Genomic DNA, 16,909 nt, shown 5'->3' with positions numbered 1-16,909 from the left:
GAACGCGCGTGGCAGACTGCAACTGGTCGATTTTCTGTGAGCAAAGCAGCGCTTCTCGTGGTCACTGGAAGGTGTTGCAGGCATAGGGGAAACCCTGACGGCTATAGCGCCCGCGACAAGTTTTGCAAGATAATCCGCCTTGCATTTGACGTCATGGCTTTGACGCTGATGTGAGAGCGAGCCCGCTCCCACAGGGAATTGCGCGGTAACTGCCCAGTGGAATCACCGTTTCAGGAGGCTTGGATGCACAACGACGGGAATGTAGTGCCTTTGCACAAGGCCGCTACCGATCAGGCGAATCACTCGCCGCTCGCCCGCCTGCCTGTGATTCTGCTTCAGGTCCGCGACAAGGCGGCCCAGCAACTGCGCCACGGTTTGCAGGAGTTGTTCGATAACGCCGACGACACCCTGTTCGAAATGGCCGACCGGGCGCGCAACGATGTCGAACAGAACATCTTTTTCGAAGCCATGCGCGACCTGCGCCTCAAACGCAAAAACATCGAGCGCGGGTTTCTCGAACAATTTTTTGAAGCATTCGTCGCCCTCATCCAGTACGACCCCGTTCAGCACACGTTGCCCGATTCGTTGATGTTCGAAGAGTCGGCACCGCGCACCGACGACATGGAGCGCAATGTAGCGGTCGAGACCATGGACGGTCGGGTGCTCAAGCGTGACGGCTTTGCCCTCGATCAACTGACCGCGCGGCTCAACGTGTTGCTGGGCAAGAATTTCGACAACCAGCACAACCCGCTCGGCCCGACGATGCTCTGCGAGTTTTTTCTGCAAGCCGGGCGCAACCTGGGGGTGGAGATCAAGGTCAAGCTGATCTTGCTCAAACTGTTCGAACGCTACGTACTGGCCGACACCGAGCCGTTGTACGCCGAGGCCAATCAATTGCTGGTCGCCACTGGCGTGCTGCCCGAGTTGAAACCGGCACCTGCGCGTCGCGCGATCGAGCGTGCGGCAGCGAGCATCAGCAGCGAAGAAAGCGATGAGCCGGCTCCCGCCGACGAAGGCGTACAGGAAGTTTTCGCCGCGTTGCAGGAGTTGCTCCGGCACGTGCGCGGCAGCGTCGCGCCGACCCTGGAGCCGAGCGTCGCGACGCAGCCGATCAGTACCCGCGATCTGCTGCGCCTGCTCTCGCATCTGCAGCAATACGTCCCGGCGCTGGCGGCGCAGGATGACTTCGACCTGCGCAACCAGCTCGAACAATTGCTGACGCGGGTCAGCGTCAGGAGCGGCAAATCGCGCATCGTCGACGGTGCGGATGAAGACGTGATCAATCTGATTGCGATGGTCTTCGACTGCATCCTCGAAGACCCTAACCTGCCGGATTCGCTCAAGGCGTTGATCGCCCGTCTGCAGATTCCGATGCTCAAAGTGGCGGTGCTCGACAAAAGCTTCTTCAGTCGCGGCAGCCACCCGGCGCGACGCCTGCTCAATGAGATCGCCGATGCCGCCATGGGCTGGGGCGATTGCAGCGGCGAAGCGCGTGACAGCTTGTATCTGCGCATTGAACAAGTGGTGCAGCGCCTGCTCACCGAGTTCGTTGACGACCCGGCGATCTTCTCCGAATTGCTCGCAGACTTCCTCGCCTTCACCAGCGATGAGCGGCGGCGCAGCGAATTGCTTGAGCAGCGTTTGCGCGATGCCGAGGAGGGGCGAGCGAAAACCGAGTTGGCCCGGCAGCGGGTCGAGCAGGTGTTGAATCTGGCGCTGCTGGGGAAAGTCCTGCCGCCTTCGGTGGTAATGTTCGTGCGTGATGCGTGGAGCAAAGTACTGCTGCTGACGTGCCTCAAGCATGGCGACCAGTCGGCTGAATGGCAGGCCGATGTCCAGACCATGGAACAATTGATCTGGAGCGTGCAGCGTCATGACGAGGTGGACGCCGGTCTGCGATTGCTGGCGCTGGTGCCCGGTTTGCTCAAATCATTGCGTGATGGCCTGAGCAGTTCGGCGTTCGATCCGTTCGCCACCAGCGAATTTTTCAGCGAGCTGGAAGCGCTGCATGTGCGGGTGCTTGAGCCCTCAACCGAGCCGCCAACCGATGCGCCGGCGCTGGTTGAAGTGTCGCAGCACATTACCCTGCGCAGCGCCGATGAGGGCGCGATCGGCCTGAATACCAGCGGCCTTGCGCACGACGACCCCGGCCTGCGTCAGGTGGAGCAACTGCGTCTGGGCAGTTGGGTCGCCTTCCAGGAAGACGACGAGCACAGCCTGCGCTGCAAGCTCGCGGCGGTCATCGAAGCCACCGGCAAATACGTGTTTGTCGACCGTACCGGGATGAAAGTGCTGGAGCGCAGCCGCGTCGATCTGGCCCTTGAATTCCGCCGGGGCGCGGTGCGGGCGCTGGATGACACCTTGCTGTTTGATCGGGCGCTGGAGTCGGTGCTCGGCAATCTGCGGCGCCTCAATCGCGGCAAGTGATCGCGCGCCGGGGGCCGATCACGGCATACTGGGCGCCAACACAGTCGGCGTTGAAGGAATCGGTATGCAGTTGGATCCCGCTAGCGGGTGGTGTCACGGGGTGCAGGTCTGCCCATCGCCCAACTTCAATGAACGCCCTGCGGGCGAAATCTCCCTGTTGGTGATCCACAACATCAGCCTGCCGCCGGCGCAGTTCGCCACCGGCAAGGTGCAGGAATTTTTCCAGAATCGTCTGGATGTCACCGAGCATCCCTATTTTGCAGGGATTGCCGACCTGCGCGTCTCGGCGCATTTTCTGATCGAACGTGACGGCCGCGTCACCCAGTTTGTCTCCTGTCTTGAGCGGGCGTGGCATGCGGGCGTGTCGAAGTTCGAAGGCCGGGAAACCTGTAATGATTTTTCCGTGGGCATCGAGCTCGAAGGCACCGATGATCTGCCCTTTACCGATGCGCAGTATCAGGCGCTGATCACGCTGACGCGTCAGCTGCAAACCGCATTTCCGGCCATCACCGGCGCCCGTATCTGCGGGCACAGCGACATCGCACCCGGGCGCAAGACCGATCCTGGCCCGGCATTCGACTGGGCGCGTTACCGCGCAGCCCTGGCACAAGAGGAAGGACAATGAGTTTTCTGGTGTTACTGCTGGCGGTCTGGATCGAGAAGTTCTCGGCCTTGCGCCATCGGGTTCAACGCGATGGCGGATGGATCCGCGAGCTGCACAAACTCGAAAGCAGCCCACGATTGTCGAATCGACCGTGGCTGGTGCTGACCATTCTGGTGTTGCTGCCGGTGGCGCTGCTCGGCTTGTTGCTGCTGGTACTGGAACCCGTCGCATACGGCTTGCTGGCCTTGCCGGTGCATTTGGTGGTGGTGATTTACGCCTTGGGCCGCGGTGATCTGCTCGGAGGACTCGGGCCGTTCCGTGACGCCTGGCGGCGTGAAGACCTGCAAGCGGCCGCGCATGTGGCCAAGCGTGATCTGGATATCTGTGCCGACAGCGGTGAGCAATTGCTGGAACAGGTCCAGAGTCACTTGCTGTGGCAGGCCTATCAGAGCTTTTTCGCGGTGATTTTCTGGTACTTCGTGCTCGGTCCGGTCGCGGCGCTGGCTTATCGCTTGCTGGCATTGGCCGAAGAAAACAGCCAGAACCCGGCGCTCGCCGAACGTGCCGGCCAGTTACGTCACGCCTTTGACTGGTTGTCGGTGCGCCTGCTGGCTGCCAGCCTTGCACTGGTCGGCAACTTCGTCGCGGTCAGCCGGGTGATGTTGCACGAGCTGTTGAACTGGAACATCAGCGCCGCGCATCTGATCAACAAGGTCGGCCTGGCAGCAGGCGAGATCCCGCCGCCGGTGGTCGGCCCTGAAGGTATCAATACCCTCGATTGCCTGTGGGAACTGCTGCTGCGCGCGGCGGTGCTGTGGTATGCCGGGTTTGCCTTGTGGACAGTGTTGATTCACTGATACTAGCCCGTGAAATTCATTGTGGTGAGGGGATTTATCCCCGATGGGGCGCGCAGCGGCCCCAATATCTTAATGGGGCTGCTGCGCAGCCCATCGGGGATAAATCCCCTCGCCACAGGTCAGTGACCGGCGCAGCGTAGTCGTTAACCTTAAGTTACAAAACCTCTCCCCGATTTGAGCTATACAGAGACAGCGCCCGATAGTGGCTATCTGCTGTCGCCCCGCGCCTGCCAATAAAAACAAGAAAAACCAAGGGAGACTTCCAGTGAAGAGCTTGCTCTATCCCGCCGTCTCGCTGATGAACCGTCTGAGCTTCGGCATGAAGTTCAGCTTGATCAGCGTGCTGTTCCTGGTGCCGATGCTGGTGACCAATTTCTACCTGGTGCGCGATTCCTACCGCGAATTTCAGGGAACCCGGGTCGAATTGCAGAGCCTCGATCTGCTGGGCAGCAGCCTGAGCCTGCGCCGGGATATGGAAACGCTGAATAATCTGGTGCAGATCAACGTTGTCCTCGGGCAGTCCGGCAAGGCCGACAACCTCGAGGCGCAGATCAGCAGCCTGGACCAAGCCGTGCTGGCGCGCTTGCAAGGTCTGCAGGCGATGACTGACGATCCCGAACAGATCAAACTGTTCGACGGCAAACGCGATGAGATGATCAGCGCGTTCAAGGCCCAACAGGTGGAAAGCTCCCTGCAAAGCAAAAGCGCATTGATCGGCAAGCTGCTCGGCAACGCGCAGATTTTCAGCCAGATCATCGCCAGTCAGGCCGGTTTGAGCCGTGACAACCAGAGCGACATCCGCCAGCTCAGCGAGCTGCTCACCAATATTACTCCGGCTGTGACCCAGACTCTCGGCGAAGGTCGGGCCATCGGTTCGTATTCGTTGGGGCAGGGTTTTCTCAACAGTTCGTCGAGCAGCCGTTTCGACGAGTTGCTGGCGCAGATCGAAAAGCTCCAGGCTGAATACGCGCTGAAACTGGCAGACGCCCTCGACTCCAGCAAAGCCGCGCGCGCCAGCCTCAGCGCGCCGTCCGACAGCAGCAAGACCTCGCTCAAACAGGCCAGTGAACTGTTTGAAGCGAAAGTCGTGGTGGCCGAAACCCTCGATACTCCGTGGCAGGCGTTTTACGACCAAGTCACCGGGCTGATGGCACAGACCTACCAGCTCAATGACGCGACCCTGAAATTTCTCGATACCCAACTGCAGCAGCGCCTGGCGCAAAACCGCACGCACATGGTGTTGCAGGCGGTGGCGTTGTCGGTGGTGTTCGTGCTGATTTTCTATCTCTACGCGGGTTTCTACGCCTCGACCCGCACCACGCTCAAGCGTTTGGGCGCGATGATGGACAAGGTCGCGGCCGGTGACATGACGGTCAATTTCAAGGCCAGCAGCCGCGATGAACTCGGCGAGCTGGGCGAGGTGTTCAACGGCACCGTAAGGAAGATCCACGACTTGATCGAACGGGTCGGCCATACCGTGGCCGAGGTCGAGCGCCAGGCCGGGCAGGTGGAAAACGTCTCCGCGCAAAGCAATCAGGCGGTGGCCGGGCAGCGCACGCAGATCGAGCAAGTCGCGACCGCGATGAATCAGATGTCGGCGACCTCGCTGGAAGTTGCACGCAGCGCAGCGGCAGCGGTGAGCAGTGCGCACAGCGTCAACGATGAAACCGTCAGTGGCCGCACACTGGTGGAGTCGCAGCAGGGCAGCATTGCCGCGTTGGCCAGCGAGATCGACCAATCGGTGCTGGTGATCAATCAGTTGGCCAGCGACAGCCAGTCGATCAGCCGCGTGCTGGAAGTGATCAAGAGCATTGCCGAGCAGACCAATCTGCTGGCGCTTAACGCGGCCATCGAAGCGGCTCGTGCCGGCGAGCAGGGCCGTGGCTTCGCCGTGGTGGCAGATGAAGTGCGTACGTTGGCCAAACGCACTCAGCAATCGACCGAAGAAATCGAACAGATGATCGCCAAGCTGCATGGCGGCGTCGGCGCGGCGGTGAAAGCCATGGGCGTCAGCCATCAGATGGCCAACGGCACGGTCGGGCAGTCGGAAAAGGTCCAGCAGGCGTTGGAAAACATCCTGGGGGCGGTAGGCATGATCGTCGATCAGAACCAGCAGATCGCCGCTGCCGTGGAGCAGCAGACCGCCGTCGCGCACGACATCGACCAGAACATCGTCGAGATCAACCGCGCCGGTGAACGCACGGCCCAAGGTGCGCATCAGACCGAGGATGCCAGCCGGGCACTGTCGGCGCAGGTGGTGGAACTCAAACAACTGATCAGCGCGTTCCGCGTCTGAATCCTGCCGCGCCCCCTTGGCAGAAAACCTGTAGGGAGGGGATTCATCCCCGATGGGACGCTCTGCGTCCCGCTCCAAGCCTGTAAGTGATCAGGGACTGCTGCGCAGTCCATCGGGGATGAATCCCCTCACTACATGCTCATTCCAACAGGGGGAGCAGGGCAGATGTCAGAACATTTTGTAATGCATTGATACTTACGCGTGTAAGCCAATTCCTGTTTTCTTCCGACGGCTGGCTTTTCGTCATTAATGAGCCAGTATCCGAGTTCCGCTGATTGCGTCGAGGAGGCCGCTCATGTCCGTTGCAACCCTGGGAGTCCAGGGCCGTTGTGCTCATTGCCAGACCACGCAGTTACTCAAGCCATGGCAGCTTAACGCCATCGCAATCAACGAACCGTTCACTTGCGCGCACTGCCAGAAAACTCTGGAGTTGCGTTGCCCGAAACAGATCAAACGCTTCAAGTCCCTCGATTCGCTGGGATTGCTGCGCTTCAGCGCCTCGGTAACCGTGTGTACCGCGCTGCTGGTGGCGCTGGTCATGGAATGGATCGGGCTGCTCAGCGTGACTGAACAGTTGAATGCGTCACTGATCGTGCTTTTCGCGTACTTCGCGCTGCTGCGTTTTTTTCACCACCGTCAGCACATGACCCTGATCCTCGACGCAGCCAGAGCTCATGCGAACCGACTGTAGGAGCTGCCGAGTGAAACGAGGCTGCGATCTTTTGATCTTGTTTTGAGGGCGAGGAGCAAAAGATCGCAGCGTGCCGCAGCTCCTACAGAAGGCGTGTTACCAACCGAATACTTCGCAGCTGTTGGCAGTGCTGGCAGCGGCCAGTTGTTCCGGGCTGATGTTCATCAACTCGGCGAGCGCCGCACAGATCGCCGGCAAGTGTGCCGGTGTATTGCGTACGCCGGGAAACATCGCCGGGGCCATGTCTGGCGAGTCGGTCTCGAGCACGATCGAATCCAGTGGCAACTCCGCCAGCACCCGATGCATGCGCAACGCCTGCGGCCAGGTTGGCGCGCCGCCCAGACCCAGTTTGAACCCGAGCTTGATGTATTCGCGTGCCTCTTCGCGGCTGCCGGCGAAGGCGTGGATGATCCCGGCGCGTTTGAGCTTGAAGCGCTTGAGCGTGGCGATTACGGCTGCGTGGCTGCGGCGGACGTGGATCAGCGCCGGCAAATCGAAGTCTGCCGCCAGTTGCAGTTGCGCGTCGAACAGCGCTTGCTGGCGTTCGCGGTCGAGGGTTTCGATGAAATAATCCAGACCTATCTCGCCCACCGCACACAGTTGCCGATGGCCGCGCAGCCGCGTCAGCCAGTCGCCGAGTGCGCGCAGGTCTTCGGGTCGATGCTGATCGAGGTACACCGGATGCAGACCGAACGCTGCATACAAGTCGGCATCGCTCTGCACCAGATCCCACAGCCGTTGCCAATTGCCCTGATAAACCCCCAGCACCACCATCCGCCGCACGCCGAGAGCGCGGCTTTCGGCGAGCAACGCCGCGCGATCGGCGTCGAAGTCGGGGAAGTCGAGGTGGGTGTGGCTGTCGATCAGCTCCACGGCTCAGTCCCGGTGAATACGCTGCTTGAAGGTCCGCGCGATGGCCTGCACGCCAGGCTTGTATTCGGCTTGCTCAACCGCAGCCAACGCCAGCTCCAGCGCCTTGTCGGCGATCAACTGGTGCTGCTGGGCCATGGCGTTGACCGGCAATGGCAGGAAGTCGAGCAACTGCGTGTCACCGAAGGTGCCCAGGCGCAGCGGACGGGATTTGAGCGGGAAGTCATGCAGCGCATCGAACACGCCCTGCAGCAGCACGTAGGAAGTGGTCACCAGCGCATCCGGCAAATGCCCCAGCCGTTGCAGGAGTTCTTCCATCAATTGCTTGCCGCATTCGCGGCTGAAGGACTCGGCGTGCTCGATCAGCACTTCGCCTTTGAAGTCGACCAGTGCCTGCTTGAAGCCGGCCGCACGTTCCTGACTGATGCTCAGCTCCGGACGTGCGCCGAGCAGCACGATCTGCTTTGGCTGCGGGGCGAGCAGGCTCTGGGTCAGGTGCAGGCTGGCTTCGCGGTCGTCACTGATCACCGAGCAGAAGTGCTCGGGTTCCATGACCCGGTCGATGGCGATGATCGGCAGACCCTTGGCTTGCAATTGGCGATAGCTGTCGTCACCGGCCGGCAGGCAACTGGCGACAATCAGCGCATCGCAGCGGCGCGCCTTGAACAGTTGCAGCAACTGGCGCTCGCTGTCCGGCGCGTCGTCGGAGCTGGCGATCAGCAACTGATAACCCCGCGCGCGCGCGCCTTGCTCGAGCAGTTTGGCGATCCGCGCGTAACTGGGGTTTTCCAGATCCGGCAGAATAAAGCCCAACGTGCGGGTGTGCCGACTGCGCAACCCGGCCGCTTGTGGATTGGGGGTGAAGCCGTGCTGTTCGACGACCGCACGCACCCGCTCGACCGTGGCGTTGCTGATGCGTTGCTGTTCGGCCTTGCCGTTGATGACGTAGCTGGCGGTGGTCACGGACACTCCGGCCAACCGCGCGATATCACTGAGTTTCAACCCGGTATTTCCTTGTTTTTTCGAGCTTGCCGCGACATTTTCGCCAATCCTACCCGATTCAGGCAGACGACTATTGTCGCAGCGCATCCGACAAGTTGGACTTCAAGGATGAGACATTATCGAGTAACGTGCCGATCAATCTAGATTAAACGTTTCAGCAAGCGTATTTTCTACGTTTTAGACGCCTTTGGCCGGTTCTGCCGTGAAACCGCCAAAACGGCCGCTGAAAAGCAGGCTGACCAGCGCCTAAGCTGTGACCATTCAAAACAATATCCTGGCGCATCCATGTGCCAAAAAGGAGATCGCATGCTCGAGCTCACTATAGAGCAGATATCCATGGGCCAATCGGCTGTGGATAAACCCGCCGCCCTGCAACTACTCGCCAATCATCTGGTGGCCGATGGCCTGGTCGCCGATGGCTACCTCGCCGGCTTGCAGGCCCGGGAAGCCCAGGGCTCGACCTTTCTCGGCCAGGGTATTGCCATCCCCCACGGTACGCCGGAGACCCGCGATCAGGTGTTCGCCACTGGCGTGCGGCTGATGCAGTTTCCCGAGGGCGTGGATTGGGGTGATGGCCAGATCGTGTATCTGGCGATCGGTATCGCTGCCAAATCCGACGAACACCTGCGCCTGCTGCAACTGCTGACCCGCGCCCTCGGCGAGACCGATCTGGGCCAGGCCCTGCGTCGCGCCAGTTCCCCGGAAGCGTTGCTGAAACTGCTGCAAGGTGCGCCGCAGGAACTGGCGCTGGATGCGCAGATGATCGGCCTCGGGGTGTCGGCTGACGACTTCGAAGAATTGGTCTGGCGTGGCGCGCGTCTGTTGCGCCAGGCCGATTGTGTGAGCAACGGGTTTGCCGGCGTGTTGCAGCAAGTCGAAGCGCTGCCGCTGGGCGATGGCCTCTGGTGGCTGCACAGCGAGCAAACCGTGAAGCGCCCGGGCCTGGCCTTCGTCACCCCGGACAAACCGATGCGTTACCTCGGCCAGCCACTGAGCGGTCTGTTCTGCCTGGCCAGTTTGGGCGAGGCGCATCAGGCGCTGCTCGAACGTCTGTGCGCGTTGTTGATTGAAGGTCGCGGCCATGAGCTGGGCCGTGCCACCAGCAGCCGCAAAGTCCTCGAAGTGCTCGGTGGCGAACTGCCCGCCGACTGGCCGAGCGCGCGTATTGCCCTGGCCAATGCCCACGGTCTGCATGCACGTCCGGCGAAGATCCTTGCGCAACTGGCGAAGAGTTTTGACGGCGAAATCCGTGTGCGCATCGTCGACAGCGCGGACAGCGCCGTGTCGGTGAAAAGCCTGAGCAAACTGCTGAGCCTCGGTGCGCGGCGTGGTCAGGTGCTGGAGTTGATCGCCGAGCCGAGCATCGCCGCCGATGCCTTGCCTGCATTGCTGGCCGCTATCGAAGAAGGCCTCGGTGAAGAAGTCGAACCGCTGCCGGCCGTGAGCCAGCAACGCGAAGTCATCACCGATATTGCCGAGGTGCTGATCGCCCCGGCGTCCGGCGCGCAGTTGCAGGCGATCCCTGCTGCACCGGGCATCGCCATTGGCCCAGCGCACATTCAGGTGCAACAGGCTATCGATTACCCGTTGCGCGGCGAGTCCGCCGCCATCGAGCGCGAACGCCTCAAGCAAGCGCTGAGCGACGTGCGCAGTGACATTCAGGGCCTGATCGAACGCAGCAAGGCCAAGGCGATTCGCGAGATTTTCATCACCCACCAGGAAATGCTCGACGACCCGGAACTGACCGACGAAGTCGACACTCGCCTCAAGCAAGGCGAAAGCGCCGAAGCGGCTTGGATGGCGGTGATTGAAGCGGCAGCCAGACAACAGGAATCGCTGCAGGACGCGTTGCTCGCCGAGCGGGCGGCGGACCTGCGTGATATCGGTCGCCGGGTACTGGCGCAACTCTGTGGCGTACAGACGCCGAACGAGCCGGAGCAACCGTACATTCTGGTGATGGATGAGGTCGGCCCGTCGGACGTGGCGCGACTCGATCCGGCTCGAGTAGCCGGGATTCTCACCGCTCGCGGCGGCGCCACGGCGCACAGTGCAATCGTCGCCCGTGCTCTCGGGATTCCTGCGCTGGTCGGAGCTGGCGCTGCGGTGTTGCTGCTGGAACCGGGCACGCCGCTGCTGCTCGACGGCCAGCGCGGTCGCCTGCACGTCGACGCCGATGCCGCGACCCTGCAACGCGCCGCCGAAGAACGCGACACCCGCGAGCAGCGTCTCAAGGCTGCCGCCGAACAACGCCATCAACCGGCGCACACCACTGACGGTCACGCCGTGGAAGTGTTCGCCAACATCGGTGAAAGCGCCGGAGTTACCGCTGCGGTCGAGCAGGGCGCGGAAGGCATCGGTCTGCTGCGCACCGAACTGATTTTCATGGCCCACCCGCAGGCACCGGACGAAGCCACTCAGGAAGCCGAATACCGCCGCGTTCTCGATGGCCTCGCCGGTCGGCCGCTGGTGGTGCGCACCCTTGATGTCGGTGGCGACAAACCGCTGCCGTATTGGCCGATCGCCAAGGAAGAAAACCCGTTCCTCGGCGTGCGTGGCATTCGCCTGACGCTGCAGCGTCCGCAGGTCATGGAAGCGCAGTTGCGCGCCTTGCTGCGTTCGGCGGACAACCGGCCGTTGCGGATCATGTTCCCGATGGTCGGCAGCGTTGAAGAATGGCGTCAGGCCCGTGACATGACCGAACGCCTGCGCCTGGAAATCCCGGTCGCGGACTTGCAACTGGGGATCATGATCGAGGTGCCGTCCGCCGCGTTGCTGGCGCCGGTGCTGGCCAAGGAAGTCGACTTCTTCAGCGTCGGTACCAACGACCTTACGCAATACACCCTGGCCATCGACCGTGGTCACCCGACGCTCTCGGCCCAGGCTGACGGCCTGCACCCGGCGGTGCTGCAACTGATCGACATCACCGTGCGCGCGGCGCATGCCCATGGCAAATGGGTCGGTGTCTGCGGCGAACTGGCGGCGGATCCGCTGGCGGTGCCGGTGCTGGTCGGCCTCGGCGTTGATGAGCTGAGCGTGTCCGGGCGCAGCATCGCCGAGGTCAAGGCGCGCATCCGCGAACTCAGCCTGACCCAGGCGCAAACCCTTGCTCAACACGCCCTCACCGTGGGCAGCGCGAACGAAGTGCGTGCATTAGTGGAGGCCCTGTAATGGCCAAGATTCTCACCCTGACCCTCAACCCGGCGCTGGACCTCACGGTCGAGTTGCCACGCTTGGAGGCCGGTCAGGTCAACCGCAGCGACGAGATGCACACCCACGCCGCCGGCAAAGGCGTGAACGTCGCGCAAGTGCTGGCGGATCTCGGGCATCAACTGACGGTCAGCGGCTTTCTCGGCGAAGACAATCTGCAGGCCTTCGAAACCCTGTTTGCCAAGCGCGGTTTTGTCGACGCCTTCATCCGTGTGCCGGGGGAGACGCGCAGCAACATCAAGGTCGCCGAACACGACGGGCGCATCACCGACATCAACGGTCCGGGGCCAGTGGTCGATGCGGCGGCGCAGCAGGCGTTGCTTGAGCGTCTGCTGCGGATCGCTCCGGGGCATGATGCGGTGGTGGTCGCCGGCAGTCTGCCGCGTGGCGTCAGTGCGCAGTGGTTGCGCGAGTTGATCGAACGCCTGAACGGTCTCGGCCTGAAAGTCGCCCTCGACAGCAGCGGCGAAGCTTTGCGCGCCGCCATTGAAGGGCGTCCGTGGCTGATCAAGCCGAATACTGAAGAACTCGCCGATGCGCTCGATTGCGATGTGGTTTCGCACGCCGCCGAAGCTCAGGCTGCGGCGTGCCTGCACGCCAAGGGTATCGAGCACGTAGTGATCTCCCACGGTGCCGACGGTGTGAACTGGTTCAGCGTCGGCTCGGCGCTGCATGCCACGCCGCCCAAGGTTACGGTCGCCAGCACAGTGGGTGCCGGTGACTCGTTGCTGGCCGGCATGCTCCACGGTCTGCTCAGTGCCGACACGCCCGAGCAGACCCTGCGCACCGCCACGGCGATTGCCGCGATGGCGGTGACGCAAATCGGCTTCGGCATCAACGACGCGGCGCAACTGGCGCAGCTCGAACAGGGCGTACGCGTGCGTCCCCTGACAGAACAATAAGAGGGTTTGTCATGAAATTAGCCATCGTCACGGCCTGCCCGAACGGCATGGTCACCAGTGTGCTGTGCGCCCGTCTGCTGGACGCGGCGGCCCAGCGTCAGGGCTGGAGCACCAGCGTTGAAGTGGTCGATGCGGCGCACCCGGAGCGCGAATTGTCGGCTGCCACCATTGAAGCGGCGGAGTGGGTGTTGCTGGTCGCCACCGGTGACATCGACATGACGCGTTTTGTCGGCAAGCGCGTGTTCCGCATCGCCCCGGCGCAAGCGCTGCAAGATGTCGAAGCGGTGCTGCGTCGCGGTGCGCAAGAGGCTGAAGTTTATGTCGCCAGCGAAGCCGCCCCGCTTGCCGCTGCGCCACGTGCGCCGCGCATCGTCGCCATTACTGCGTGCCCGACCGGGGTTGCCCACACTTTCATGGCGGCCGAGGCGTTGCAGCAGACGGCCAAGCGTCTGGGCTATGAACTGCACGTCGAAACCCAGGGTTCGGTGGGCGCGAAAACCCCGCTCAGCGCGACGGCGATTGCCGAGGCTGACGTGGTGTTGCTGGCGGCGGACATCGAAGTCGCCACCGAGCGTTTTGCCGGCAAGAAAATCTACCGCTGCGGCACCGGCATTGCCCTCAAACAGTCCGAAGCGACACTGAGAAAAGCCCTCGCCGAAGCTCAGGTGGAGAACGCTGCGAGCGACGGCAAGGCGCCGGCCAAGCAAGAGAAAACCGGCGTTTACAAACACCTGCTGACCGGTGTTTCGTTCATGCTGCCGATGGTGGTGGCCGGTGGGTTGATGATCGCGCTGTCTTTCGTCTTCGGCATCACCGCGTTCAAGGAAGAAGGCACGCTGGCGGCAGCGCTGATGCAGATCGGCGGCGAGACCGCGTTCAAGCTGATGGTGCCGCTGCTCGCCGGTTACATCGCCTACTCGATCGCCGACCGTCCGGGCCTGGCGCCGGGGATGATTGGTGGCTTGCTCGCCAGCACGTTGGGCGCGGGGTTCATTGGCGGGATCGTCGCCGGTTTCATCGCCGGTTATGCGGCCAAGTTGATCAGTCGTTATGTGGCGTTGCCGCAGAGCCTCGAAGCGCTGAAACCGATTCTGATCATCCCGTTGTTCGCCAGCCTGATCACCGGTCTGGTGATGATCTACGTGGTGGGTAAACCGGTCGCCGGGATGCTCGCGGCGCTGACGCATTTCCTCGACAGCATGGGCACCACCAACGCGATTCTGCTCGGCGTGTTGCTCGGCGGCATGATGTGCGTCGACCTTGGTGGACCGATCAACAAAGCCGCGTATGCGTTCTCGGTGGGGCTGCTGGCATCGCAGAGTTATGCGCCGATGGCCGCGACCATGGCTGCCGGCATGGTGCCGCCCATCGGGCTGGGCATCGCCACCTTCATCGCTCGCCGCAAGTTCGCCCAGACCGAGCGCGAGGCCGGTAAAGCGGCGCTGGTGCTGGGGCTGTGCTTTATCTCTGAAGGGGCAATTCCGTTTGCCGCCAAAGACCCGCTGCGGGTGATTCCGGCGAGCATCGCCGGCGGTGCGTTGACCGGCGCGTTGTCAATGTACTTCGGCTGCAAACTGATGGCGCCGCATGGTGGCTTGTTTGTGCTGGCGATCCCCAATGCGATCAATCATGCATTGTTGTATCTGCTGGCGATTGTTGCGGGGAGTTTGTTGACGGCGGTGGTTTACGCGGCGGTCAAACGCCCGGAAGCTGTTGAGTTGGCAATGGAGCCGGTAAAAGCTTAAAGGCAAAAGATCGCAGCCTGCGGCAGCTCCTACAGGGGATCGAGATTCTCTGTAGGAGCTGCCGCAGGCTGCGATCTTTTTGTGTGTCATCCCCAATTCATCATCCCGTGCTTAAGTTTTCCTTTTTTCAGGGAGAACACGCATGAGCGATTTCAACATTGGTCGCCGACGGGTCATGCAGGTTGTCGGTGCCGGGCTGCTGATGCCGGGGCTGGCGCCGGCAGTGATCGCGTCGGTCAAGGATCGGCCGCAACTCACCGACGGCGTGCAGTCCGGCGACCTGCAAGGCGACCGCGCGATGATCTGGAGCCGCAGCGATCGCCCGGCACGGATGGTGGTCGAGTGGGACACCCGCAGCCAGTTTCGCCACCCGCGCCGTGTCGTCTCGACGCTGGCCGATGCGCGCACCGACTTTACTGCCCGTGTCGAACTGACCGGGCTGCCCGCCGATCAGGCGATTTTCTATCGGGTGTATTTCAAGGACGCACAATCCGGCGTCGCCAGCGAGCCGTGGCTCGGCCATTTGCGTAGCGCACCGAAGGCGCGACGCAACATCCGTTTCGTCTGGAGCGGTGACACCGTCGGCCAGGGCTTTGGCATCAACCCGGACATCGGTGGCATGCGTATCTACGAATCCATGCGCCTGCGCCTGCCGGACTTCTTTATCCACAGCGGCGACACCATCTACGCCGACGGCCCGGTGCCGGCGCAAGTGACCACCGAAGGCGGGCGGATCTGGCGCAACCTCACCACCGAAGCCAAGAGCAAAGTGGCGCAGACCCTCGACGACTATCGCGGCAATTACCGCTACAACCTGATGGATGAAAACATCCGCCGCTTCAACGCCGAAGTCCCGCAGATCTGGCAGTGGGACGACCACGAAGTGGTCAACAACTGGTCGCCGGGCAAGCAGCTCGACGAGCGTTATCAAGAGAAAGATATCCACACCCTGGTCGGCCGTGCGCGCAAGGCCTGGCTGGAATATTCGCCGATGCGTTTGCAGGCGGCCGATGGCGGTGGGCGGATTTATCGCAAGCTCAGCCACGGGCCGATGCTCGACGTGTTCGTGCTCGACATGCGCAGCTATCGCGGGGCCAACGACGACAACCTTGGCGCGGCCAAACCGTTCCTCGGGCGCGAACAACTGGACTGGCTCAAGCGTGGTTTGAAGCACTCCAAGGCGCAGTGGAAGGTGATCGCCGCCGACATGCCGATCGGCCTCGGCGTGCCCGACGGTGAAGTCAGCCCGGGCGTTGCACGCTGGGAGGCCGTGGCCAACGGTGATCCGGGCCCGGCGCAAGGACGTGAGCTGGAAGTCGCCGAGTTGCTCGGTTTTCTGCGGGCGCAGCACGTGCGCAATTTCGTGTTTCTGACCGCGGACGTGCATTACTGCGCGGCGCATCATTACCACCCGGATCGCGCGGCGTTTCAGGATTTCGAACCGTTCTGGGAATTTGTCGCCGGGCCGCTGAATGCCGGCAGTTTCGGGCCTAATCCGCTGGACAAGACCTTCGGGCCGGAAGTGGTGTTCCAGAAGGCCCCACCCACGCAGAACACTTCACCGTTTGCCGGGTTTCAGTTTTTTGGCGAGGTGAATATCGAAGGGCAGAGCGGGGAGATGAGTGTGGTGTTGCGGGATTTGAATGGGGTCGCGGTGTTTGAGCAGAAATTGCAGCCAGTTTGAAGATCAAAAACAACCCTCACCCCGGCCCTCCCGAAATGTCGGACCGCTTGGAGGGTGAGGGTGTTTTTCGATTCGCGGCAATTCTTGTGATTTGCTCCAGTACATCATCCATCTGCTGCATTACTTCGAGATTACTGAATCGCACAACTTCAATGCCCTGACGTTCCAGGAAAAGCGTCCGACGTTGATCGTGGATCAAGCCCGCTATTTCATAGTGTTGACCCCCATCCAGCTCAATCGCCAGTTTCAGCTCTAAGCAGTAAAAATCCAGGACATAGGGCGGACATGGAAACTGCCTGCGGAATTTCAGATTGGCGACTTGGCGTGAACGAAGTTTTTGCCAGAGTAATTGTTCGCAATCGGTTTGGCTGCTGCGTAACTGGCGGGCGAACTGAGCGAGAGTGAGGCGATTTTGCATGCTTCACGATCCTTGTGAAGTGGCTGGAAATCTCACTGTAGACGAGGACCCTCACCCCAGCCCTCTCCCGGAGGGAGAGGGAGCCTACGGAGTTGTATCGAGTTGTACATCGACCTGAAAGACCGAGTCGATTATGGATTCGGTGAATCATCTTCATAACGGCGTAATTCGGCATCCCCAATCAGCCCCCCTCTTTTTCGGGGAGA

General features: G+C 61.8%; 12 protein-coding genes. 9 read left to right on the top strand and 3 right to left on the bottom strand.

Going from position 1 to position 16,909, the window contains the following annotated elements; translation table 11 throughout:
* Nucleotides 1-243: 243 nt before the first annotated feature.
* The 5 genes from KVQ82_RS25965 to KVQ82_RS25945 all read left to right on the top strand — a co-directional run bounded on the left by KVQ82_RS25965 (nucleotide 244) and on the right by KVQ82_RS25945 (nucleotide 6,875).
* Entirely contained in the window at nucleotides 244-2,427 is a 2,184-nt protein-coding gene (locus KVQ82_RS25965) for a DUF1631 domain-containing protein (protein ID WP_222016601.1), read from the top strand.
* A gap of 64 nt (nucleotides 2,428-2,491) precedes the next feature.
* A complete protein-coding gene (gene ampD, locus KVQ82_RS25960) occupies nucleotides 2,492-3,052 on the top strand; it encodes a 1,6-anhydro-N-acetylmuramyl-L-alanine amidase AmpD (RefSeq protein WP_222016599.1) in 561 nt (186 codons plus the stop codon).
* The gene (ampE, locus tag KVQ82_RS25955) at nucleotides 3,049-3,888 is read left to right on the top strand and encodes a regulatory signaling modulator protein AmpE (protein WP_222016598.1); all 840 of its coding nucleotides are present in this window, start codon (nucleotides 3,049-3,051) and stop codon (nucleotides 3,886-3,888) included. Before ampD ends, ampE begins: the two co-directional genes overlap by 4 nt.
* Before the next feature lie 265 nt (nucleotides 3,889-4,153).
* Complete coding sequence (locus tag KVQ82_RS25950) at nucleotides 4,154-6,184, top strand: methyl-accepting chemotaxis protein (protein WP_222016596.1); 2,031 nt, start codon at nucleotides 4,154-4,156, stop codon at nucleotides 6,182-6,184.
* A 295-nt stretch (nucleotides 6,185-6,479) separates the two neighbouring features.
* Entirely contained in the window at nucleotides 6,480-6,875 is a 396-nt protein-coding gene (locus KVQ82_RS25945) for a hypothetical protein (RefSeq protein WP_047291192.1), read from the top strand.
* 96 nt (nucleotides 6,876-6,971) lie between these two features.
* Here the strand turns inward: KVQ82_RS25945 and KVQ82_RS25940 are convergent, their stop codons facing one another.
* Together KVQ82_RS25940 and cra are read right to left on the bottom strand one after the other, a co-directional pair.
* Nucleotides 6,972-7,748: a TatD family hydrolase gene (locus tag KVQ82_RS25940; protein WP_222016594.1), complete on the bottom strand. Its 777-nt coding sequence runs from the start codon at nucleotides 7,746-7,748 to the stop codon at nucleotides 6,972-6,974.
* Between the two features lie 3 nt (nucleotides 7,749-7,751).
* Nucleotides 7,752-8,747 (bottom strand): catabolite repressor/activator, encoded by a 996-nt coding sequence (gene cra, locus KVQ82_RS25935; RefSeq protein WP_222016591.1) that lies wholly within the window; start codon nucleotides 8,745-8,747, stop codon nucleotides 7,752-7,754.
* Nucleotides 8,748-9,053: 306 nt separating this feature from the next.
* Here cra and ptsP point away from each other — a divergent pair, with 306 nt between their 5' ends.
* The 4 genes from ptsP to KVQ82_RS25915 all read left to right on the top strand — a co-directional run bounded on the left by ptsP (nucleotide 9,054) and on the right by KVQ82_RS25915 (nucleotide 16,285).
* Nucleotides 9,054-11,915, top strand: a complete 2,862-nt coding sequence (gene ptsP / locus KVQ82_RS25930) for a phosphoenolpyruvate--protein phosphotransferase (protein ID WP_145597294.1) — start codon at nucleotides 9,054-9,056, stop codon at nucleotides 11,913-11,915.
* Nucleotides 11,915-12,856: a 1-phosphofructokinase gene (pfkB, locus tag KVQ82_RS25925; protein ID WP_222016589.1), complete on the top strand. Its 942-nt coding sequence runs from the start codon at nucleotides 11,915-11,917 to the stop codon at nucleotides 12,854-12,856. Before ptsP ends, pfkB begins: the two co-directional genes overlap by 1 nt.
* A gap of 11 nt (nucleotides 12,857-12,867) precedes the next feature.
* Complete coding sequence (locus KVQ82_RS25920; protein WP_222016587.1) at nucleotides 12,868-14,601, top strand: PTS fructose-like transporter subunit IIB; 1,734 nt, start codon at nucleotides 12,868-12,870, stop codon at nucleotides 14,599-14,601.
* 142 nt (nucleotides 14,602-14,743) lie between these two features.
* Nucleotides 14,744-16,285 (top strand): alkaline phosphatase, encoded by a 1,542-nt coding sequence (locus KVQ82_RS25915; RefSeq protein WP_222016586.1) that lies wholly within the window; start codon nucleotides 14,744-14,746, stop codon nucleotides 16,283-16,285.
* Nucleotides 16,286-16,301: 16 nt separating this feature from the next.
* On the opposite strand, the gene KVQ82_RS25910 is transcribed toward KVQ82_RS25915, so the two are convergent.
* Entirely contained in the window at nucleotides 16,302-16,703 is a 402-nt protein-coding gene (locus KVQ82_RS25910; protein WP_222016584.1) for an endonuclease domain-containing protein, read from the bottom strand.
* Between the last annotated feature and the right edge of the window lie 206 nt (nucleotides 16,704-16,909).

This window comes from Pseudomonas sp. AO-1 (assembly GCF_019775695.1).
In the GTDB taxonomy this organism is placed as follows: Bacteria; Pseudomonadota; Gammaproteobacteria; order Pseudomonadales; family Pseudomonadaceae; genus Aquipseudomonas; species Aquipseudomonas parakoreensis.
This window is presented reverse-complemented; position numbering and strand designations above follow the sequence as displayed.